Source organism: Roseobacter insulae (assembly GCF_019375555.1).
Lineage (GTDB): Bacteria > Pseudomonadota > Alphaproteobacteria > Rhodobacterales > Rhodobacteraceae > Roseobacter > Roseobacter insulae.
The window spans coordinates 449,597-469,981 of sequence record NZ_JAHXDN010000002.1 but is presented as its reverse complement, the minus strand read 5'-3'; the positions used below and the strand labels follow the sequence as shown (position 1 = coordinate 469,981).

General features: G+C 59.9%; 24 protein-coding genes and 2 tRNA genes. 15 read left to right on the top strand and 11 right to left on the bottom strand.

Features of this window, described 5'->3' with window-relative positions; translation table 11 throughout:
* The first annotated feature begins 124 nt into the window (after positions 1-124).
* Positions 125-3,565 (top strand): pyruvate carboxylase, encoded by a 3,441-nt coding sequence (locus KX928_RS08460; RefSeq protein ID WP_219500973.1) that lies wholly within the window; start codon positions 125-127, stop codon positions 3,563-3,565.
* Between the two features lie 58 nt (positions 3,566-3,623).
* Here KX928_RS08460 and KX928_RS23975 read toward each other — a convergent pair whose 3' ends face one another.
* Positions 3,624-4,220, bottom strand: coding sequence for a VPLPA-CTERM sorting domain-containing protein (locus tag KX928_RS23975; protein WP_257883639.1), 597 nt, complete (start codon positions 4,218-4,220; stop codon positions 3,624-3,626).
* A 352-nt stretch (positions 4,221-4,572) separates the two neighbouring features.
* Here KX928_RS23975 and KX928_RS08450 point away from each other — a divergent pair, with 352 nt between their 5' ends.
* The 3 genes from KX928_RS08450 (at position 4,573) to KX928_RS08440 (ending at position 6,464) form a co-directional block, all read left to right on the top strand.
* A complete protein-coding gene (locus KX928_RS08450; protein ID WP_219500971.1) occupies positions 4,573-4,992 on the top strand; it encodes a VOC family protein in 420 nt (139 codons plus the stop codon).
* Between the two features lie 76 nt (positions 4,993-5,068).
* Positions 5,069-5,143, top strand: a tRNA-Gly gene (locus KX928_RS08445).
* A gap of 244 nt (positions 5,144-5,387) precedes the next feature.
* A complete protein-coding gene (locus KX928_RS08440; RefSeq protein ID WP_219500969.1) occupies positions 5,388-6,464 on the top strand; it encodes a hypothetical protein in 1,077 nt (358 codons plus the stop codon).
* A 30-nt stretch (positions 6,465-6,494) separates the two neighbouring features.
* Here KX928_RS08440 and KX928_RS08435 read toward each other — a convergent pair whose 3' ends face one another.
* Positions 6,495-7,094 carry a fatty acid desaturase CarF family protein gene (locus KX928_RS08435; RefSeq protein WP_219500967.1) on the bottom strand — a complete coding sequence of 200 codons (600 nt, stop codon included), beginning with the start codon at positions 7,092-7,094 and terminating at the stop codon, positions 6,495-6,497.
* Between the two features lie 391 nt (positions 7,095-7,485).
* Here KX928_RS08435 and KX928_RS08430 point away from each other — a divergent pair, with 391 nt between their 5' ends.
* Both KX928_RS08430 and KX928_RS08425 read left to right on the top strand, forming a co-directional pair.
* Complete coding sequence (locus KX928_RS08430) at positions 7,486-8,112, top strand: N-acetylmuramoyl-L-alanine amidase (protein ID WP_219500965.1); 627 nt, start codon at positions 7,486-7,488, stop codon at positions 8,110-8,112.
* A 22-nt stretch (positions 8,113-8,134) separates the two neighbouring features.
* A complete protein-coding gene (locus KX928_RS08425; RefSeq protein ID WP_219500964.1) occupies positions 8,135-8,503 on the top strand; it encodes a hypothetical protein in 369 nt (122 codons plus the stop codon).
* Positions 8,504-8,527: 24 nt separating this feature from the next.
* On the opposite strand, the gene KX928_RS08420 is transcribed toward KX928_RS08425, so the two are convergent.
* The 3 genes from KX928_RS08420 to KX928_RS08410 form a co-directional block, all read right to left on the bottom strand.
* A complete protein-coding gene (locus tag KX928_RS08420; protein WP_219500963.1) occupies positions 8,528-9,295 on the bottom strand; it encodes a hypothetical protein in 768 nt (255 codons plus the stop codon).
* A gap of 114 nt (positions 9,296-9,409) precedes the next feature.
* Positions 9,410-9,718 (bottom strand): hypothetical protein, encoded by a 309-nt coding sequence (locus KX928_RS08415; protein ID WP_257883638.1) that lies wholly within the window; start codon positions 9,716-9,718, stop codon positions 9,410-9,412.
* Positions 9,719-9,750: 32 nt separating this feature from the next.
* Positions 9,751-9,990, bottom strand: coding sequence for an Lrp/AsnC ligand binding domain-containing protein (locus KX928_RS08410; RefSeq protein ID WP_219500961.1), 240 nt, complete (start codon positions 9,988-9,990; stop codon positions 9,751-9,753).
* 140 nt (positions 9,991-10,130) lie between these two features.
* On the opposite strand from KX928_RS08410, the gene hisB reads away from it, so the two are divergent.
* Together hisB and hisH are read left to right on the top strand one after the other, a co-directional pair.
* Positions 10,131-10,718 (top strand): imidazoleglycerol-phosphate dehydratase HisB, encoded by a 588-nt coding sequence (gene hisB, locus KX928_RS08405; RefSeq protein ID WP_219500960.1) that lies wholly within the window; start codon positions 10,131-10,133, stop codon positions 10,716-10,718.
* 1 nt (position 10,719) lies between these two features.
* Positions 10,720-11,358, top strand: coding sequence for an imidazole glycerol phosphate synthase subunit HisH (gene hisH / locus KX928_RS08400; RefSeq protein WP_219500959.1), 639 nt, complete (start codon positions 10,720-10,722; stop codon positions 11,356-11,358).
* Positions 11,359-11,386: 28 nt separating this feature from the next.
* Here the strand turns inward: hisH and KX928_RS08395 are convergent, their stop codons facing one another.
* Positions 11,387-11,860, bottom strand: a complete 474-nt coding sequence (locus KX928_RS08395; RefSeq protein ID WP_219500958.1) for a hypothetical protein — start codon at positions 11,858-11,860, stop codon at positions 11,387-11,389.
* A gap of 192 nt (positions 11,861-12,052) precedes the next feature.
* On the bottom strand, positions 12,053-12,439 hold the full coding sequence (locus tag KX928_RS08390; RefSeq protein WP_219500957.1) for a DUF2147 domain-containing protein: 387 nt from the start codon (positions 12,437-12,439) through the stop codon (positions 12,053-12,055).
* A 142-nt stretch (positions 12,440-12,581) separates the two neighbouring features.
* On the opposite strand from KX928_RS08390, the gene hisA reads away from it, so the two are divergent.
* From hisA to KX928_RS08370, 4 genes are read left to right on the top strand one after another with little or no spacing between them, the layout of a single operon-like run.
* Positions 12,582-13,304 carry a 1-(5-phosphoribosyl)-5-[(5-phosphoribosylamino)methylideneamino]imidazole-4-carboxamide isomerase gene (gene hisA / locus KX928_RS08385; protein WP_219500955.1) on the top strand — a complete coding sequence of 241 codons (723 nt, stop codon included), beginning with the start codon at positions 12,582-12,584 and terminating at the stop codon, positions 13,302-13,304.
* A gap of 5 nt (positions 13,305-13,309) precedes the next feature.
* Positions 13,310-13,801 (top strand): DUF2867 domain-containing protein, encoded by a 492-nt coding sequence (locus tag KX928_RS08380; RefSeq protein WP_219500953.1) that lies wholly within the window; start codon positions 13,310-13,312, stop codon positions 13,799-13,801.
* Between the two features lie 7 nt (positions 13,802-13,808).
* Positions 13,809-14,570, top strand: coding sequence for an imidazole glycerol phosphate synthase subunit HisF (hisF, locus tag KX928_RS08375; RefSeq protein WP_219500951.1), 762 nt, complete (start codon positions 13,809-13,811; stop codon positions 14,568-14,570).
* Positions 14,567-14,875 (top strand): phosphoribosyl-ATP diphosphatase, encoded by a 309-nt coding sequence (locus KX928_RS08370; protein WP_219500949.1) that lies wholly within the window; start codon positions 14,567-14,569, stop codon positions 14,873-14,875. Before hisF ends, KX928_RS08370 begins: the two co-directional genes overlap by 4 nt.
* Positions 14,876-14,882: 7 nt before the next feature.
* On the opposite strand, the gene KX928_RS08365 is transcribed toward KX928_RS08370, so the two are convergent.
* The 3 genes from KX928_RS08365 to rlmB all read right to left on the bottom strand — a co-directional run bounded on the left by KX928_RS08365 (position 14,883) and on the right by rlmB (position 16,690).
* A complete protein-coding gene (locus tag KX928_RS08365) occupies positions 14,883-15,350 on the bottom strand; it encodes a CoA-binding protein (protein WP_219500945.1) in 468 nt (155 codons plus the stop codon).
* Between the two features lie 223 nt (positions 15,351-15,573).
* A complete protein-coding gene (locus tag KX928_RS08360) occupies positions 15,574-15,888 on the bottom strand; it encodes a hypothetical protein (protein ID WP_219500943.1) in 315 nt (104 codons plus the stop codon).
* 25 nt (positions 15,889-15,913) lie between these two features.
* Complete coding sequence (gene rlmB, locus KX928_RS08355; protein ID WP_219500941.1) at positions 15,914-16,690, bottom strand: 23S rRNA (guanosine(2251)-2'-O)-methyltransferase RlmB; 777 nt, start codon at positions 16,688-16,690, stop codon at positions 15,914-15,916.
* 110 nt (positions 16,691-16,800) lie between these two features.
* On the opposite strand from rlmB, the gene KX928_RS08350 reads away from it, so the two are divergent.
* The 3 genes from KX928_RS08350 (at position 16,801) to KX928_RS08340 (ending at position 19,511) form a co-directional block, all read left to right on the top strand.
* A tRNA-Tyr gene (locus KX928_RS08350) sits at positions 16,801-16,884 on the top strand.
* 242 nt (positions 16,885-17,126) lie between these two features.
* The gene (locus KX928_RS08345) at positions 17,127-18,134 is read left to right on the top strand and encodes a GT-B fold glycosyltransferase domain-containing protein (RefSeq protein WP_219500938.1); all 1,008 of its coding nucleotides are present in this window, start codon (positions 17,127-17,129) and stop codon (positions 18,132-18,134) included.
* An 84-nt stretch (positions 18,135-18,218) separates the two neighbouring features.
* Positions 18,219-19,511, top strand: a complete 1,293-nt coding sequence (locus tag KX928_RS08340; protein ID WP_219500936.1) for an O-acetylhomoserine aminocarboxypropyltransferase/cysteine synthase family protein — start codon at positions 18,219-18,221, stop codon at positions 19,509-19,511.
* Between the two features lie 54 nt (positions 19,512-19,565).
* Here KX928_RS08340 and KX928_RS08335 read toward each other — a convergent pair whose 3' ends face one another.
* Positions 19,566-20,258, bottom strand: coding sequence for an SIMPL domain-containing protein (locus tag KX928_RS08335; protein WP_219500935.1), 693 nt, complete (start codon positions 20,256-20,258; stop codon positions 19,566-19,568).
* Positions 20,259-20,385: the final 127 nt, after the last annotated feature.

The window sequence follows — 20,385 nt, the reverse complement described above, 5'->3', positions numbered from 1 at the left end:
ACATTTCCGTCGCAAAATGCTGCGGTGCGGCAGAAGGCTGGGAAACCTACCCAATACTACGCGTTTACGCAGAGCAATATTGTTTCTACACAGACGCAACTGCCAACAGTGACGAGGCCCCTCCATGACCGAATTTCGCAAGATCCTGATCGCCAACCGGGGTGAGATCGCCATCCGCATCATGCGCGCGGCCAATGAGATGGGCAAGAAGACGGTCGCGGTTTACGCCGAAGAGGACAAGCTGGGGCTGCATCGGTTCAAGGCAGATGAAGCCTACCGCATCGGCGAGGGGCTCGGGCCGGTCGCCGCGTATCTGTCGATTGACGAGATGATCAGGGTGGCGAAGGCTTCGGGCGCGGATGCGATCCATCCGGGCTACGGGCTGCTGTCGGAAAACCCCGATTTCGTGGACGCCTGTGAAAAGAACGGCATCACCTTTATCGGCCCCAGGGCCGAGACCATGCGCGCGCTCGGCGACAAGGCCTCTGCGCGGCGCGTGGCGATGGCGGCCGGCGTGCCGGTGATCCCCGCCACAGAAGTGCTGGGCGATGACATGAAGGCGATCAAGGCGGAAGCCATGGACATCGGCTATCCGCTGATGCTCAAGGCCTCCTGGGGCGGCGGCGGGCGTGGAATGCGGCCCATTCAGGCTGAAGGCGAACTCGAAGAAAAGGTGCTGGAGGGCCGCCGCGAAGCCGAGGCCGCCTTTGGCAATGGCGAGGGCTATCTGGAAAAGATGATCCTGAAAGCCCGGCATGTCGAGGTTCAGATCCTTGGCGACAAGCACGGTGGCATGTATCACCTGTACGAGCGGGACTGCTCGGTGCAGCGGCGCAACCAGAAGGTCGTGGAACGCGCGCCCGCCCCCTACCTCACCGATCTGCAGCGGCGCGAGATCTGCGAGCTGGGCTACAAGATCTGTAAACACGTGAACTACGAATGTGCGGGCACGGTCGAGTTCCTGATGGATATGGAAACCGAGCAGTTCTACTTCATCGAGGTCAACCCGCGCGTGCAGGTCGAACATACGGTGACGGAGGAAGTCACCGGCATCGACATCGTACAGGCACAAATTCTGATCGCTGAAGGCAAGACCATTGCCGAGGCCACGGGCAAGCCGACCCAGGATGACGTGACGCTGACTGGCCACGCCCTGCAGACGCGGATCACCACGGAAGACCCGCAGAACAACTTCATCCCCGACTATGGCCGCATCACCGCCTTTCGCGAAGCAACCGGCATGGGCATTCGGCTCGACGGCGGCACCGCCTATTCCGGTGGCGTGATCACGCGATACTATGACAGCCTGCTGGTGAAAGTGACGGCGAAGGCGCAGACCCCCGAAGCAGCGATTGCACGGATGGACCGCGCACTGCGCGAATTCCGCATTCGCGGCGTTTCCACCAACATCGCCTTTGTCGAGAACCTGCTCAAGCACCCGACGTTCCTCGACAATACCTATCACACCAAGTTCATCGACGAGACGCCGGACCTCTTCCAGTTCTCCAAGCGCCGAGACCGGGGCACCAAGGTGCTGACCTACATCGCCGATATCACGGTGAACGGGCACCCAGAAACCAAGGAGCACCCGCGCCCCGGCGCCCATGTGAAAGATCCCAAACCGCCCGCGCTCAAAGCCGAGCCGATGATGGGCACGCGCAATCTGCTGGAGCAGAAAGGCCCGCAGGCGGTCGCCGACTGGATGGGGCAGCAGCGCCCTTTGCTGATCACCGACACCACGATGCGGGATGGTCACCAATCGCTTCTGGCCACACGGATGCGCAGCCATGACATGATCAAGGTCGCGCCGAGCTACGCGGCGAACCTGCCGCAGCTCTTCTCGGTTGAGTGCTGGGGCGGGGCGACCTTCGACGTGGCCTACCGTTTCCTGCAGGAGTGTCCGTGGCAGCGGTTGCGCGACCTGCGCGCGGCGATGCCCAACGTGATGACGCAGATGCTGCTGCGCGCCTCCAACGGCGTGGGCTATACCAACTACCCCGACAACGTGGTGCAGGAATTCGTGCGCGTCGCGGCCAAGACGGGCGTTGATGTCTTCCGCGTCTTCGACAGCCTCAACTGGGTGGAGAATATGCGCGTCGCGATGGATGCGGTGATCGAAAACGGCAAGATCTGCGAAGGGGCGATCTGCTACACCGGCGACATCAACGACCCGGACCGCGCCAAGTACAATCTGAAGTATTACGTTGATATGGGCAAGGAACTGCGGGACGCAGGCGCGCATGTGCTGGGGCTCAAGGACATGGCGGGCCTGCTGAAACCCGCAGCCGCGCGTCAGCTGTTCAGGGCGCTGAAAAGCGAGGTGGGCCTGCCCATTCACTTCCACACCCATGATACCGCAGGCGTGGCCTCCGCCACGATCCTTGCCGCCTCCGAGGCGGGAGTGGATGCGGTGGACTGCGCGATGGATGCGCTCTCGGGCAATACCTCTCAGGCGACGCTGGGCTCGGTGGTCGAGGCCTTGAAACACACCGACAGGGACACCGGTTTGTCGATGCAGGCGGTACGCGAAATATCGGATTACTGGGAAGAGGTGCGCGGCCATTACGCCGCCTTTGAGACCGGCATGCAGGCGCCCTCCTCCGAGGTCTATCTGCATGAGATGCCGGGCGGGCAGTTCACCAACCTCAAGGCACAGGCCGCGTCTCTGGGGCTGGAGGACCGCTGGCCGGAGGTGGCGCGGACCTATGCGGACGTGAACCAGATGTTCGGCGATATCGTGAAGGTCACGCCCTCGTCCAAGGTGGTGGGCGACATGGCGTTGATGATGGTGGCACAGGGCCTGACACGGGCGGAGGTCGAGGACGTGGATACCGAGGTATCCTTCCCTGACAGCGTGGTGGACATGATGCGCGGCAACCTTGGCCAGCCACCCGGCGGGTTTCCGAAGTCCATCGTCAAGAAAGTGCTCAAGGACGAGAAACCCAATACCGAACGGCCCGGCAAGCACCTGCCCCCCGCCGATCTCGAAGCGCTGCGGCGTGAAGCCTCCGACGCGATGGAGGGGCGCGAGGTCGATGACGAGGACCTCAGCGGATACCTGATGTATCCCAAGGTCTTTCTCGACTACATGGGGCGTCACCGAATCTACGGGCCGGTGCGGGCGCTGCCGACCAAGACCTTTTTCTACGGCATGGAGCCGGGCGAGGAAATCTCTGCCGAGATCGACCCCGGCAAGACACTGGAGATCAGGTTGCAGGCGGTCGGCGATACCAACGAGGACGGCGAGGTCAAGGTGTTCTTTGAACTCAACGGCCAGCCCCGGGTCATCCGGGTGCCGAACCGGCTGGTCAAGGCGTCCACGGCGCAGCGGCCCAAGGCCGAGGTCGGCAACCCCAATCACATCGGCGCGCCCATGCCGGGTGTTGTCGCCTCCGTGGCGGCAAGCACCGGCAGCAAGGTCAAGGCCGGTGATCTGCTGCTGACCATCGAAGCGATGAAGATGGAAACCGGCATCCACGCCGAACGGGACGCGGTGATCAAGGCGGTGCATGTCAGCGCCGGTGGTCAGATCGATGCCAAGGACCTGCTGGTGGAGCTGGACTGACGGCCAAAGAAAAGCGGCCCCGCCGGGGGCCGCTTTCAAAACCAGAACCGGGTTGCGATCAGGACTTGCGAAGGCGCCGCATGGCGCCTAGACCGCCCAGACCTGCCAGCAACATCCACCCTGCTGCCGGCAGCGGTACCGGTGTCGCGTCGCCCAGCTTGTACCAAATATCCACGTGCGAGTAGTCGTTCTTGGTCTCGTAACAGCCCAGCTTGTCACATCCGTTCTTGTTGTACTTCGAAATGTCCCATGTGCCGGACGTTCCCGATACCAGGAAAGCCGCGTATCCGTTGGATTGTTTGAACAACAGAATTACGCTTTCAACCAGAGCCGGTACATTCAGAGACCAATCGTTGTCGGCCGCGTTGTTGTCGAGCAGCGAGTTGGAGAAGGTCACGTAGCTGTCAGCCTTGTCGGACCCGTCTGATTTGTAGCTCAGCTGGTACTCCATATCGAAGAAAAAGCGCTTCCCGGTGTTGTAGCTTGGATTGCCGGCGCTGCATTCCACATGGTTTGCATCGTTCGCCGCGACATACCCGACCGTTATGCGCGTATCGCCAAGATTGCAGACGCCATCAACGACCGCCGCTTCCGCATCCGTGCTGACACCCAGCGCCAATACGCCCGCAGTACACACCCTTAAAATCCAATTCATTCGGTCCTCCAATCCCCTCGCCGCTGCCTGAATAAGGCACAGCGCTCATATCGGCGCATCAGCACGCCAAAAAATCTCCGCTCAATGTAAAAATGCTAGTGGAAACCGCAGGTATTGGAAACGAATTACGCCGATTTCGGGGTACGGTTCCCGCAGGGGATGAATTCATTCAAGCATGGCGAGAAAGCTGGTGTATCAGAACACCCCCAGATACCCATGACTTCGGATCTTGCGCAAAATCACAAGGGGGGTTGCTTGCGCGCCGTGGCTCTGTAGACGGCAGATTCGGCGAGCCATAACCCCGTTGAAAATGCGGGTAGGCCTTTCCTGCCACCTTTGGCATAAGCGCACCATGAAACTTGCAGCGCTGTCTCTCATCGTGCCCGACTATGACATCGGGATCACCTTTTTCTGCGACACCCTGGGGTTTGATCTGATCGAAGATATCCCGCAGGGCCATAAGCGGTGGGTGACCGTCTCCGCCCCCGGCAGTCCGGTGAGGATCGTGCTGGCCCGCGCCGAGAACGACCGTCAAAGGGCCGCGATCGGCGATCAGGGCGCCGGACGTGTCTGGCTGTTTCTGGACACCGACGATTTCGCCCGGGATCACGCTCGGTTGCTGGCGAAGGGGATCGTGTTCGAAGAAGAGCCGCGCACCGAAACCTATGGAACCGTGGCCGTTTTTCGCGATCCTTTCGGCAATCGCTGGGACCTCATCCAGAAAGCCGCACGACCCGGCAGGCGCGCCCAACCTGCCCGTGCGAACGGCTGAACATTTTTGGATCAAACGCTGATTTTTCGCTTGCAGGAGGCGTTCAGCGCGGGTATTTCACGCCTCACCCAAGGAAGCGGGCGTAGCTCAGGGGTAGAGCATAACCTTGCCAAGGTTAGGGTCGGGCGTTCGAATCGCCTCGCCCGCTCCAATGGGTCTTTCAAAACAGGCGTCGCAACATGGGTTGTGACGCCTGTTTTGTTTGATCCATCCCGTTAGTCCCCTGCCCACGAGCACGCTTTATCGGCACGGTGCATCCGTTCTGACCGCCGTCCAGACAGTGGCTGCGGCAGGTCAGGCGTCAGTTTTTGTTGACCAAAACGCTTGTCCATACAATCATCGGCTGCATTGGCTTTTGAATTTTATCTCAATTTCAACAGGCATCAGGGTTAATTATGAACCAAGATGATCGTCCGGCCTCCGGGCATTCCACCGTCAGGGAACCAGAACGAACCGGCAAATGGCTGATGTTCCTGATCGGAACCCTGCCGCTGGTTTTCTATGCTACCACGGAGCTGCTCACATACCGGCTGAACAATCCCGTTATCAACGGTCTCACGCCCACGTTCGAAACAGAGAGCACCTATTACGATAACGCCACGCGCTTCACCTTGCAGGCGGCCCTGATCTTTTACTTCTGGCTGGTCGTCGGTGCCGTCTGCCTGTTTCTCAAGGAAGTCCTGGCCGGTGTCGGCCTCCAACTGTTTTCAATGCGGAAAATTCAGGGGCCTCGGGCGGAAAAACGGTTCGGCGCGTGGGAAGAAATCCTGTTCTTCCTGTTTCTCATCAGCGTGACCATCGGGATCGCATTAATGTTTGGCAGCGTTGCGGGCGAAAACCGCAACTACAAGAACCTTGGGAGCGAGCTTTTCATCAGCATCCTGAACCATTGTCACGAAGTGCACGCGCAGGATGCCGATTGTACCTTCGGCGCATACAGCGCCGGTAATCCCCCCAGTGGTTTCAACCTGTATCTGGACCTGATCACCTATCTGGCGGCCATCGGATTGGCGGCCTGTTCGCTGGGAACGGCCCGCGCAGTCTGCATCTCGCGGGTCGAGTTGATGACCTGGACGCGCGCGCAGGTGTTCCGACTGCCAAACCTCTTTCTCTATGTTTCCTCGGTGCTGTTCACGGGGGCGATGCTGTGCGTCTACACATGGTCAGGCTGGCCAGCACAGTTTCTGGAGGGCGATCAGCAAACCGCGTTTCGGACATTGCAGAACTCCATCGCGTTGTTCTGGGGTACGTCTTTCACCCTCGTCATCCTGTCTTTTTACCTGCCCACCGTTTTGTACCTGAACGCCAAGATATCCGGCCTGGAACATGCCAAATCCGGCGAGCTGACCGAAGACAGCATGCCGCGCCAGATCGTGAAGATACTGGAAAAGGCGCTTGCGGTTCTGGCACCGATCATCACGGCGCTGATCTCGGCCGCCGCGGCCAAGTTGCTGGAAGGGAACGGTGCGTGAGGTCGCGTGAAGGATGTGGCTTGGACCGTATCAGCCGCAGCCCGGCCCGCGCCTGAGCTCGGCAGGATGGTACCAGGGTTCGCCCCTGAGATCATCGCGGCGGGGCGCACCACATATCGGCACCAGCAGGCGTTCTGCCAGACGCCAGAACCCGATTTTGTCCAGCACTGGGTTAAGCATTGGCGACATTACGCAATAATGCGTTGTGTGGGGCGCCTTGTGGTGGCGCCAGTGATGTGCGGCGTCCTGAAGCACGCCCCAACGCTGCAACGCGATGACCCATGACGGCAGGGACAGGCGTGGCGCATGCGCAAAGCGGTGCACCTGTTGGTTGAGACCGGCCAGAATGGCAAAGGCGCACAGCTGCCATGTCAGCACGGCGCCGGCATAGGCCCCCAGGATCACCAGGGCCGACGCGCCAAAAGACGACGCGTTGTTTTTCAACCAGTGAATGCGGTTCATCGCTGTCGGATCGTTATGATGAATGACATTACTGGCGACAACATGCCGACCCCACAGCGGGGTGTTCTCATCCCCCAGCGTATCCTCCGCCCAGTGGAAGACCCCGCCCAGAAGGTCCGCCGCGAGATAGATCAGAAAGAATTGAAGAGCGTACAATAAAATATCCATTTTTTCCTCAAATGCATTTCGGTCCTGCCTGCACATGTCAGAAAAATTGACGCAGGGCGCTGTCGCGCGCAAAGACTGGAAAACCAATGCCCTCCAGTAAAGCAGCGGATTTTTCTTACGGCAAGTCCCCCGGTGGTGACGCCGACAGTCGGGACACGGCAGACGGATGATTGCGGGGCGGTGGCAACTGCGCGCGCCAGAGCGCGCACTGTGGTTTTCAGATGCGATGACCTGAGCAGTATTCGTGACCGAGCGCGCACGGGTTCACCGTCGAAATCAGTTCCCGCAGGCCAGAAGATCAGAGGGAATACCGCCTCGAAAAACAACCCAAACTTGATTTTTTGAGCAAATTTCGCCAATAATTGGCTATTTTTTAAAGGAGAAATTTACCATGGCCAGATTTGAAATTGTCCCGCATCTGAATTTTTTCAGCCGGAAAGAATGGGTTACCAACACCGTCCTGCCGCGTTTGGGGGGGCGGGTGGACCGCAGCGATCGGACACATGTCTTCATACACCATACGGTCACGCCGGACTCTGACAGCACGCCGAACATCTGGGAAAACGAAGAGGAGACCTTTGCCAGAATGCGCCAGTTGCAGGTCATTCGCCCGGAACTCGGCCTTGATGTCGCGTATAATTTCGTTGCCTTCATCATGGCCAACGGCGATCTGAACATTTGCGAAGGCCGCGGCGAAGACCGCACCGGCGCGCATACGAAAGGTCACAACACCAGGGCGATTGCCGTTTCGTTCGCAGGCAATTTTGAAGACCTGTCGGTCGACGGTGCTGACCTCAAGGGCAAGATGAAACTGCTGTCATATTTTCTCGGCTGGCTGAAATTCGACCCCAGCCATCCCGATTACGGGCAATTCAGGGAAATGAAGAACCTTGGCTCTCTTGCCCCCAGCGGCAGAAAGGTATTTGCTCATGGGGATGTGAAAGCAACGGCGTGTCCCGGCAGGAAAATCGTGCGCCATCTTGACGAGGTAGACTTTCTTGATCCCAAAGACGCGTAAACTATTGACCGGCCTGGCCTGCATGGCTGCATTGGCACTTCCGTCCGGCGCGATGGCCGATACCCATCTGCTGGAAGGGTATCGCGCCATTGAGCTGCCCAAGATCGATCTGTCCAGTCAGACGCCCTTTGCACTGGCGGATGATTTTCTGAGCCTTGTGGGTGCCACTGTCGGCGACAGCAAGATCTCACTCATTGTGGAGCAGACGGCACAGGGCTACGTGTTTGATTTCAAGCTACGGGAGTATCTGGACGACAGCCTTGCGGGCGAGAACTACCGGGTCATCGTGCAGCAGCACGGCGCGCGGTACTATGTCTCTGACGCGGGCGTGCAGTACCTCTGCGCCCGGGGCAAGAACACCACGACGCCGCAGGCAGAGTATTGCCCCTAGGCCTGCCCGACCCTTGACGTGGCTTCAGCGCAGGCTGCGCAGGGCATCCGCGAGATTATCCGCGGGTTCAACCACCCTGTTGAACTGCATGCGCGGATTGCCCTCGACGTATTGCGGATCGAAAATCGCGACGTTGAAGAAACAGGCCGGCAAAGTCCCAGACGCCGAACCCTGCGGGTTGGAACATGACGTGCTGCTGCCCGCCCGCACATTGAAGGACACGCCGGACCCCACGTCGACCGCGACAACACTGTTGGGGTCGGTGGCGTCCGTCCCCCCGATGCGCAACTCCGAATCCTCGGCGCGAATGACGGATCTGACAAGCACCAGCCGGAATCCGGGGTCGCGGGGTCGCAACGCAAGATCCGGGTCGGTCCCTTCGGCAACCATTTCGCCGACGTAATTGGCCAGGGCCGTTACAAGGTTCTTGTAGTCCTCGCGCAAGGCAGATTTCGCGGTGAAGGCCGCCTGCGCGCCGACCCGCGCGCGCACCAGATCATTGTTGCTGCCGACAGGCACGCCACTGATCTCAATCGCCGAAACATTCGATGAGGTGATATTGGCGGGCGCTGGCGATCCGCCCACAGGTGTCAGATCCAGCACGTCGAGAAAGCTCAACTCGTTGGTCTGGGTGTTCCACAAAAACAGCGACCCCGGCTCAAAAAGACCGGCGTTCTGTGTCCCGAGACTGCCCGCATTCGAGTACTGGAAATTCGCCGTCACGCGTTCCGCAGTGGGACCACAGGCGGCAAGCGCAACAAAAAACACGCAATAGCGCAGATACATAAACATGAATAATTCCCCCTAAAATAGAATAATCTTAGGGTACAATTCTCGCGTGTGTCCAGAAAAACCGCAAAATCAAGCGGGATCGGACCAAATGGCGAGACGGCTAAAACCGGGGTATCAGTTGATCGGAAACTGCACCAGACACTGATTCGCGTAGCGCTCGAAGTCTTCCAGCGTCTCGAAAACATCGCGGCGGTCGCGCACGATCCGCAGCGCGGCTTTCTTCTGGCGCCATGTGCCGCTGACATGCAGGTCAAGGATGCGAACGGTAATGTTCAGCATGACCTCTTTTTCAGCCGCACCCAGACGCCCCGTGGATTCCAGCGCCACGGCAGTAAAGGCCATCGTGTTGGCGCACCGCAGGGCAGCCGCCTCTTCACCGGAATAGATACGTTGCTGGGCTTGGGCAGGAACCGCCACAATCATCGCCATCGCCACCCAGGGGAACAGGAACCGCCTCAAAAGACTTTGAACGTCATTGTGGTCAATGATCGCTCAATTCCGTCGATGTCCAGCAGCTTGTCGTTGATGTATTTTCCCACGTCAGCCTCTTTGGGAATGTAGAGCTTCATCAGAAGGTCGAAATCGCCACTCGTTGAATAGAGCTCGGAGTGAATTTCGCGCAGCGCGATTTCTTCCGCGACGCGATACGTCTTGCCGGGTGTGCAACGGATCTGGATGAAGACGCAGGTGGCCATGAATGCTCCTTGATCGGGCATCGCGCCCTGCCCCTAAGCTGACATATCCGGCACAGGGGCCGCAATCCCGAATGTCGCGTCTTGGCCTGCCTTCACAGCCTGTTATAAGAGCGCGCGATACCATTGGCCCGGAGGCCCTTATGCGCAGCCATACCCTGACCCGCTCGACCGCTGAAACAGAGATCACCGTCACCATCGATCTCGATGGCGCGGGCGCTTACGACAATCAGACGGGTGTCGGGTTTTTCGACCATATGCTGGACCAGTTGGCGCGCCACTCGCTGATCGATATGACGGTCCGTGCCACGGGCGATCTGCACGTCGATGACCACCACACCGTTGAAGATACCGGCATCGCACTGGGGCAGGCGCTGAGCGCGGCTTTGGGGGACAAACGCGGCATCCGGCGCTATGGCGCGTGTCTGCTGCCGATGGATGATGCCTTGGTTCGCTGCGCGCTTGACCTTTCAGCGCGGCCTTTCCTGATCTGGAATGTTGATCTGCCGACATCGAAGATCGGCAGTTTTGACTGTGAACTGGTGCGCGAATTCTTTCAGGCCCTGAGCACGCATGGAGGCATCACCCTGCATGTCGATATGCTGCACGGGCTGAACAGCCACCACATCGCCGAGGCGGCCTTCAAATCGGTCGCGCGCGCCTTGCGGGACGCGGTTGAAGTAGACCCGCGCAAGACGGATGCCATTCCATCGACCAAGGGCGCGCTGTGACGTGTTAACGGCAATCATCGACTACGAGAGCGGCAACCTGCACTCCGCCCATAAGGCGTTCGAGCGCATGGCGATGGAAACCGGCGGCGGCGACATCGTTGTCACCGGCGATGCGGAAGTAGTGGCGAATGCCGACCGCATCGTGCTGCCCGGTGATGGGGCTTTTCCGGCCTGCATGGCCGCACTCAAGGGGCATTCGGGGCTGTATGCCGCCATGACCGAAGCTATCGAGGAGAAGGGCCGCCCTTTCATGGGCATCTGCGTGGGCATGCAACTTATGGCGACTTGGGGACGAGAGTACCAAGACACCCGTGGCCTTGACTGGGTAGCGGGCGAGGTTGTGAAAATTGAACCTCGGGATCCGACGCTGAAAGTGCCTCACATGGGCTGGAATGACCTGATCCTGGATGACGATCACCCGGTGTTCGCGGGAATAAAAACCGGTGACCATGCCTATTTCGTGCACAGTTACCACATGGCGGTTTCCGATGCCGCGCAACGGCTTGCGCATGTTGACTATGGCGGTGAGGTCACGGCCGTTGTCGGCACAGGCACGATGATCGGCCTGCAGTTTCACCCGGAAAAAAGTCAATCGGCAGGGTTGCGGATGATCGCAAATTTTCTCAGCTGGCGGCCCTGACGCCGGGCGGGCCGCGGGATGTCAACGGCTAGTCGGCCACCCGCGAGGGTGTGACCGCCGGTGGCACACCAAAGGAAACCGATGTGCCGTTTTCGTCGCGAAGAGACCACCGGGCCGCAAACAGATTGAAACTCCGGGTTTCCCATCCGGTCTGGTCGCGTTTGAACCGCGGGCGCCATGCCCCCTCAACCATGATCGGCAGCCGGACAAAGTCGATGTCAGGTGTCGGCTCCCCCACCTTCGCTGCAACACTCAGCGCATGCGCCCGCAGGGAACGCAGCTGGGCCTCCAACGGGCCGATTTCTTTCGTACGGCGGCCCGCGAAGACAACTTCGATCTCGATGTTGCCGTTTACGAAGCCGCGCACCACGAGGTCCTGGCGCGAATTGCGGGTCATCTGCGGCACCAATTCGACGGCAATCTGGCCGACCTTGTTTTTGAACAAGCCCGCGTCTTCGTATTCTGGCGTCACTTCGGAGGCTGGTTTGCGTCGATGCGGCATGTATTGGCCCGGTACGAAATCTGGACAGAATGAACCCGCCACCCGGTAAAGGGTGGTGGAGCTTGGTCTCTGTTTTAATCCACCACCTCTTAATGAAGCGTTGAACCCAACGCCCCCCATGCGACCAAGTCTAACCTATCACCCCGCCTCCAAAGCCTGTCCTTGATGCACCAAAACCCACGCGAAACCGGCTTACTTCACGCGTGCCCATGTCTGCTTTGAGCAGATCAGGCCGCCGGCAACACAGCCCGACAGTTTCATGCTATCGCCGTTCAACGCGATCTTGCCGATGTAAATCTTGTCGTTGGACGGCCGCCATACCTTGCCATTGTACTTGCCACCGCCCCGGGCGGCCATGTCGATCACCAGTGTCTTGCCGATGTTGGGGGATGCATATTCGCCGTCGGCGTTGAAGGTGCGGTCGATCTTGCCACAGAAATTCGGGCCACAAGGCGCGATTTTCACCAGTGCAAATGCACCGTCGTCCTTCTGTGTCTGCCATGTGCCCTCAATGGGATCAGCCATGGCAGCCCCACCCATCACACCGCAAAGGGCGGCAGTTGCGATCAGTTTTTTCATGATGTTTCCTCCTGTTGATCGGGAGCTTTGTCCGGCGGTGCAGCCGTGCGCAAGTATGACCCTGCGTCGCGTTGCAAATGCGTCGCTTTGCGTGCATGAAGCGCAAAAGGCCATCTGGCGCGCTATTCGACTGGAATGAATGATGATCCTCTACCCCGCCATTGATCTCAAGGACGGTCAGGCCGTGCGGCTCGTACATGGTGACATGAACAAGGCAACCGTGTTCAACGACGACCCCGCCGCGCAGGCCAGGGCCTTTGTCGCCGCGGGCTGCGCGTGGTTGCATCTGGTAGACCTTAATGGCGCCTTTGCTGGTACACCGGTCAATGCCGCCCCGGTGGAGGCCATTCTGAAGGCCTGCCGGGTGCCCACCCAACTGGGTGGCGGCATCCGCGACCTCGACACGATCGAGACGTGGCTCGGCAAGGGGTTGTCCCGCGTCATTCTGGGTACCGTGGCCGTCGAAAACCCCGAGCTTGTACATGAAGCGGCACGGGAATTTCCCGGGCAGGTCGCCGTGGGGATCGATGCCCGCAACGGCTATGTCGCGACCAAGGGCTGGGCACAGGAAACAGATGTTCAGGTTACCGATCTGGCCAGGTCTTTCGAAGACGCAGGTGTCGCCGCGATCATCTACACCGATATTCTGCGGGACGGGGCGATGGGCGGCCCCAACATCGACGCCACGGCCGCTCTGGCCCGCGCGGTGTCGATCCCGGTGATCGCTTCGGGCGGTGTCTCATCGCTGGAGGATCTGCTGGCCCTGCGTGATTGTGGCGCAGATTTGAACGGCGCAATTTCCGGTCGGGCGCTCTATGATGGGGCGATTGATCTTAAGGAGGCGCTTGCTGCTCTGGCAGCGTAAACCCAATGAAGCCACGTGTAGAAAAGACACAACTTCCCACGGACAGCCAGTTGCATGCCCGCGTCGCGGGCGGTGATTTCCTCGACTGCTACAAGGTGACCAGCACTATGACGGCCCCCGATGCCGCCGTGATCATTGTTGATTTTCCAGGCTGGGCGCAGGGGTTGGTCGCGTTACGCAACATCCTGACTGTACCCTTTGGGCTGAAGAAAGACGGGCCTGCGGCGAAAGAGAAACTCGGCCTTTTCCCGGTCGAGATGTCATCGCCGCAGGAGGTGATTGCCGGGTTCAACGACCGGCACCTTGATTTTCGGGTGAGCGTCTTCAGCGCAGCCGGTGAGATTTATCTTGCCACGTGGGTTCATCCGCACAACATCGGTGGCAGGCTCTATCTCGCGACGATCCTGCCCTTCCATATCCTGATCGCCCGGAATGCGCTTGCGCGGGTTGCGACGGGGGCCGCGCCAGATCAGCAGGCCCCTCCTCTGCCAGAATGACCGCATCATGTTGAAAACCCGCATTATTCCCTGTCTCGACGTCGCCGACGGGCGTGTTGTCAAAGGTGTGAATTTCGTCGACCTGCGCGATGCAGGCGATCCGGTGGATGCCGCCGTCGCCTATGATGCGGCTGGCGCCGACGAGCTGTGTTTCCTCGACATTCATGCAACCCACGAGAACCGGGGCACGATGTTTGACGTGGTCACTCGTACGGCCGAGCATTGCTACATTCCACTCACCGTGGGCGGTGGCGTACGCACATCTGCGGACGTGCGCGCGCTGTTGTTGGCGGGTGCTGATAAGGTGTCCTTCAACTCGGCCGCCGTGGCCAACCCCGACGTTGTGGCCGAAGCGGCCGATCAGTTTGGCAGCCAGTGCATCGTCGTGGCCATCGACGCCAAGACCGTCAGCCCCGGAAAATGGGAAATCTTTACCCACGGCGGGCGCAAACCCACCGGCATTGACGCGGTTGAATTCGCACAAACCGTCACGCGCAGGGGCGCAGGGGAGATCCTGCTCACCTCGATGGACCGTGACGGCACGAGGGCCGGATTCAACCTCCCGCTGACCCGCGCGATATCCGATGCCGTATCCGTTCCGGTCATCGCATCGGGCGGCGTCGGTACGCTCGACCATCTGGTCGAAGGCGTGACGAAAGGCGGTGCTTCCGCCGTACTCGCCGCTTCGATCTTTCACTTCGGCGATTTCACGATCGCCGAGGCCAAGGCCCATATGGCCGCTGCTGGCATTCCGATGAGGCTGACATGACGTTGCAAGACTTGTACGAGACACTTCAGACCCGCAAATCCGCAGACCCATCAGACAGCTGGACGGCGCAGTTGCTGGCAAAAGGCCCCGAAAAATGCGCCGAGAAATTCGGTGAAGAGGCGATTGAGGCCATTGTCGAGGCGGTCAGGGGTGACAAGGCAGCGCTGACAACGGAGGCCGCAGATGTGCTCTACCACCTGCTGGTCATGCTGGTCGCCCGCGACGTCTCTCTGGATGATGTGATGAGCGAGCTCGCGCGGCGGCAGTCGCAATCGGGCGTCGCGGAAAAGGCCGCACGCTCTTAGGCCTCGTTCATAGCTTCGACGAAATGACCCCGGTGGCAAATCCGCCCATCCGCAACTCGCCGAACAGCCGCTGATACTCGATCTTGGGACAGCGGTTCTGAATGACCGTCACGCCGCGCGCTTCGGCCATGGCCGCGGCCTCGGGATGTTGTACACCTATCTGCATCCAGATCGTTTGCAGGTTTGGGAACACCGCCAGGGCTTCCTCGACAATCGCGGGCACTGCGTCCGAGCGTCGAAAAATGTCGACCATGTCCACCTCCCCGGCAATCTCCTTCAGACTGCTCACCACGGTTTGCCCAAAGAGAACCTTGCCCACATGACCGGGGTTTACGGGGACAACTTCATACCCCTTGAGCGTCAGATACCGCGCGACGTAGTAACTGGGCCGCACCGGGTTCATGGACACACCGACGACCGCGATCCGGCGCGTTTTGGTCAGCACGTCTTTCAGAAAAGCATCTGCATACGTCATGGACTTACCCTAACACCATGTCATCACGGAAAAAAAGAGCGCCCAATGCTAAGAAGCACGGGGCGCACAAAGGTACGGAACGAGGGACAGTCTTGAAAATCGACGAGCGTTCCGGGCCCATCGATATGAAACGTAAGTAAGTACGCAACCGCGTATATCCAGACCTTCTCGCAAATCTGTGAACGATCCGTTAATCGGAGGCCGCGAAAACACGCCGGTGAAGCTAGTCAAAAATATCCTCGATCACGTCAAATGCCTCTTCCAGCATATGTTTCACAAAGCTTTTGCGGCGTTTGTAGGGCTTCGGCCTTGGTTTATATTTTTTGTATTTTTTCTTCTCAGGGCGCGATGTCGTGTGCCGCACGGCGGAGGGTTTCACCAACTCCGTCTTGCCCGGATGCTCCTGCGGCAGGCGCTTGAGTTCATGCAGCGGTGCACCGCAGCTTGAACACGACAGCTCATGCCGGTTCTTTCCCAGGACGAGAGCGGCGCGGGTTCCACAGTAACAACAGGTGGCAATCTTGGTCGAATACCGCATTCGGCGTCCTTCTTGGTCGCGCGCCCTAGCCTGACGCTCTGGTAGCATATAGGGCAATTGCGGCGGCATTTGAGACGTTGAGCGAGCCAAACCGGCCTGCCGCGTCAATACGCACCAGCGCATCCACGGTTTCCTTGGTTTTTTCGCGTAACCCCGGTCCTTCCGCGCCCAGCACCAGCGCCACGGGACGTGTGCGCTTGCCCTCCATCGCGGCGTCGATTGACTGCGTCGCCTCACCATCGAGCCCCAGCACCAGATACCCCATGTCCTGCAGCGCCCGGATGGCATCCGCGAGGTTGCGCACCCGCAGGTAAGGCTGCCGTTCCAGGGCGCCGCTTGCCGTCTTGGCAAGCGCGCCGGTTTCCGGGGCGGAATGATGCCGCGTGCCAATCACCGCGGACGCACCAAGCACTTCGGCAGAGCGCAGGATCGCTCCCACGTTGTGCGGGTCGGTCACCCGGTCCAGCAAGATAACCCGCGGCGAAGCCGGTCCGATGCAGACATCTTCCAGACGGCCCCACTCCAGCGGCTTCACTTCGAGCGCCGCCCCCTGATGCACCGATCCGGGATCCAGTGGCGCGTTGAACTTTCTGGGGTCCACAACTTCCGGCGTGATGCCCGCTGCTGCTATGGCATCCGCGAGCTTGTTCTGCGCATTCAGCGTCACGATCAGCCGCAGCTTTTCACGGCGCGGATTCGACAGCGCATCGCGCACCGCGTGCAACCCGAACAGCCACAGGGTTTCGCGGGTCTGGGCTTTTTTGCCCTGTTCTTTCTGCACCACCCACTTTGGTTTTTTCATCTGCCCGATCCCGATGCTGCCCGCGTCAAAAAGGTTCTGATTTCGCCTTGACGCCTCATGGCACCGCTTGTAATCACGCCTTCACCGTTCATGCAATGCAAGAGCGGCGTGGGCGACAGGCCGCAAGGTGTGGCAGGGGACTGTAACTCCCTCGCGGAGACGCACGCCTGGTTCGATTCCAGGGTCGCCCACCATTTCCCCGACGTACAACTTATCGCAACGCAAGACACCCGGGTGTCTCCTTGACCGATGTCGCGATGCAGCATTAGACAACTCAAGGCCAGCGAAGCGCCCTCCAAGGGAATTGGACCGGCTTGTCTGCTTGAGATGCTCCACGATTTGACAGTCTGCCACCGACGTCCTTCACGCAAACCGCTTTAGTCGGATGTGACTTGCCCTTATAGTCGGCGAAAACACCCTTGCGGGACGGGCACCTATGGCCGGATCGGCTGACACCCCAGGATCAGACTTCAACATTGTGATCGTGGCCCAGCAGGGGCGGCTCACCTATGAGGCTTTGCTTTTTGCCGCCTCTTTACGCCACGCCAGCCCGGGTTTCGCCGGGCGCCTGATGATCATGGAACCGCAACCGGGACCCTTATGGCCCAAGGATCCGCGCATCTCGGACCGCGGTGTGCGGGAGATGCTGGGAGTGCTTGGCGCACAGATCCTTCCCTTCAAGAGCCGTCATTTCGGCGCGCAATATCCCTATGGCAACAAGATCGAGATGCTGCACGCGCTGCCGGAAAAGGAACCCTTTGTCTTTTTCGACACCGACACGCTGATCACCGGCGAGCTGATGACGGTGCCGTTTGATTTCAACCGCCCCAGCGCCTCGCTCCGACGCGAAGGCACATGGCCGAAGCCGGAACTCTACGGGCCTGGCTACGGCGGGCTCTGGCGGTCGCTCTACGACAAGTTCGGGTTGGATTTCGAAAGCTCGCTCGATCTCGAACAACCAGACGAGTACTGGCAACGATATCTCTATTTCAACGCGGGGTATTTCTATTACAAGTGCCCCCGCGCCTTCGGCAAACGGTTCGAGGAATACGCGCTGGCGATCCGCGACACACCGCCCGAGGCGCTTTGTGCACAGGAAGTGTTTCCCTGGCTTGATCAGATAGCGCTTCCGCTGGTTATCCACGCCTTGCGGGGCGGTCGCCACACCCTGCCAGCGGGTCTGCTGGATGGGGTGGTCAGTTGTCATTATCGCACGTTTCCGCTGCTCTATGCCCGCGAAAGCGATCACGTTATCAAGGTGCTCCATGAGGTTGCCGCACCCAACAAGATCAAGAAGTTGCTCAAGGCGCATGCCGCGATCAAGCGCACGGTCTACCAGGGACGTGGAGCGAAAGTCCGCGCGCTGTTTGATCAAAACAATTTGCCGCGCCGCGAAGCCGCAATCCGCAACAGGATCAAATCTGCCGGGTTCTGGATGCGCTGACCCGGACGATCCCGCGCCCTGCCCTTGTGTGCCTTGGCCCCTTGGCCTAACGATGTGCGCAATGAAGTCCTCAGGAGGAACCCCATGACAGACGGCCCCAGCTACGGCTTTGACACCTTGCAAATTCACGCGGGCGCCCGCCCCGACCCGGCAACCGGTGCACGCCAGACGCCGATCTACCAGACCACGGCCTATGTGTTCCGGGATGCGGACCATGCGGCAGCGCTTTTCAACCTTCAGGAAGTGGGTTTCATCTACTCGCGCCTGACCAACCCGACCGTCGCCGTGCTGCAGGAACGTATCGCCACACTCGAAGGCGGCGTGGGCGCCGCCTGCTGTTCGTCGGGGCATGCCGCTCAGATCATGGCGCTTTTCCCGCTGATGGGGCCGGGTAAGAACATCGTCGTGTCGACCCGGCTTTACGGTGGCACGGTCACCCAGTTTTCACACACCATCAACCGCTTTGGCTGGGAGGCGACCTTTGTCGACTTCGATGATCTCGACGCGGTCAAGGCGGCGATCAACGACGACACGCGCGCGGTATTCTGCGAATCCATTGCCAACCCCGGCGGCTACATCACGGATCTGGATGCAATCTCCAAGATTTCAGACGCGGCAGGCCTTCCGCTGATCGTGGACAACACTTCGGCCACGCCCTTTCTCTGCCGTCCCATTGAGCACGGCGCGACGCTGGTTGTGCATTCAACCACCAAATACCTTACCGGCAACGGGACGGTGACAGGCGGCTGTATCGTGGATTCCGGCAAATTCGACTGGTCCGCGAACGACAAGTTCCCATCGCTCAGCCAGCCCGAACCCGCGTATCACGGTCTGAAGTTCCACGAGACCTTCGGCCCGCTCGCCTTCACCTTTCACTCCATCGCCATCGGTCTGCGTGATCTGGGCATGACGATGAACCCGCAAGCGGCGCATTACACGCTGATGGGCACCGAAACCCTGTCCCTGCGGATGGAACGTCACGTTGAGAACGCCGAGAAACTTGCAACCTGGCTGGAGAATGACCCACGTGTCGACTACGTGACATACGCCGGGTTGAAATCCTCCCCCTATAATGACCGGGTCAAGAAGATCTGCCCGAAAGGCGCTGGCGGGCTTTTCACTTTCGCCATCAAGGGCGGCTACGATTCCTGCGTGAAATTCGTGAACGCGCTGGAGATTTTCAGCCACGTTGCGAACCTGGGCGACACCCGCAGCCTGGTGATCCATTCCGCCTCGACCACGCACCGTCAGCTGACGGCGGAACAGCAGGAAGCGGCCGGTGCCGGCCCCGGTGTCGTGCGGGTATCAATCGGGATCGAGAGCGCCGATGACCTGATCGCCGATCTAGATCAGGCTCTGGCCAAGGCGACAAGCTGATACAAAAAAAGGGCGCTATCACCGAGCGCCCTTTCACGTCGGGTCGCTGGGGGGCTAGTCGTCCTCGATGGCGAAGACGATGTGAACCTGCGCCTCAACCGTCAGTTCACCCGCCGCGATGGGGGCATCCATCTGGCGCGCGGCGGCCATCTCCATCATCTGCGGGCGCGGCATTGCGCCACTTTCGGTGATTGACTGGATGGGACCCAGAGCCAACCCGGCGGCCTCGGCCAACTGTTGCGCCCGGTCGATCGCATCCCGCACGGCCTCTGCCCGGGCCGCATCCGCGGCTGGCTTCGGCTCCTGCAGGCCAAACGACAAGCCATTGAAAGTATTGGCCCCATCGCTAACCACCAGATCAAGAATGCCGCCCAGCGTGTCGAGATCCCGTACCCGGACGGTCAATGAATTGCTCGCGACGAACCCGGTGATTTTGGGGGGCGCGGTGGACGTCGACCCGCGACCTGACCAGACCGGCTGCAACGAGACACTGTCCGTCTGCATATCCCGCGCAGCGACCCCCGCCTCTGTCAGCCGGGACAACACTGCACCGACCCCTTGCGATGTGGCGGTCATCGCGTCGGCGGCCTGCCGGGCTTCATGCGTGACGCCTAGCCGCAGCGTCGCCATATCCGGCGCGGCTTCCACGGCACCGTGACCGGTCGTGCTGATGACCCTAAGCTGGTCCGCGGACGCGGCACCAGCGCAACAGATCATGACCATCAACACGCTTAAAACCTGTCTCATCACTATCCTCCAAAATACCGCTTCAGCAGACACCGCTGCTCTGCCAAGGGCAAGCGATTAAGACCGCATTTACTTTTTCTCGGCAAAGACCTGCTATATCATCTGGAAAGAATTTTACCTTCTGTCC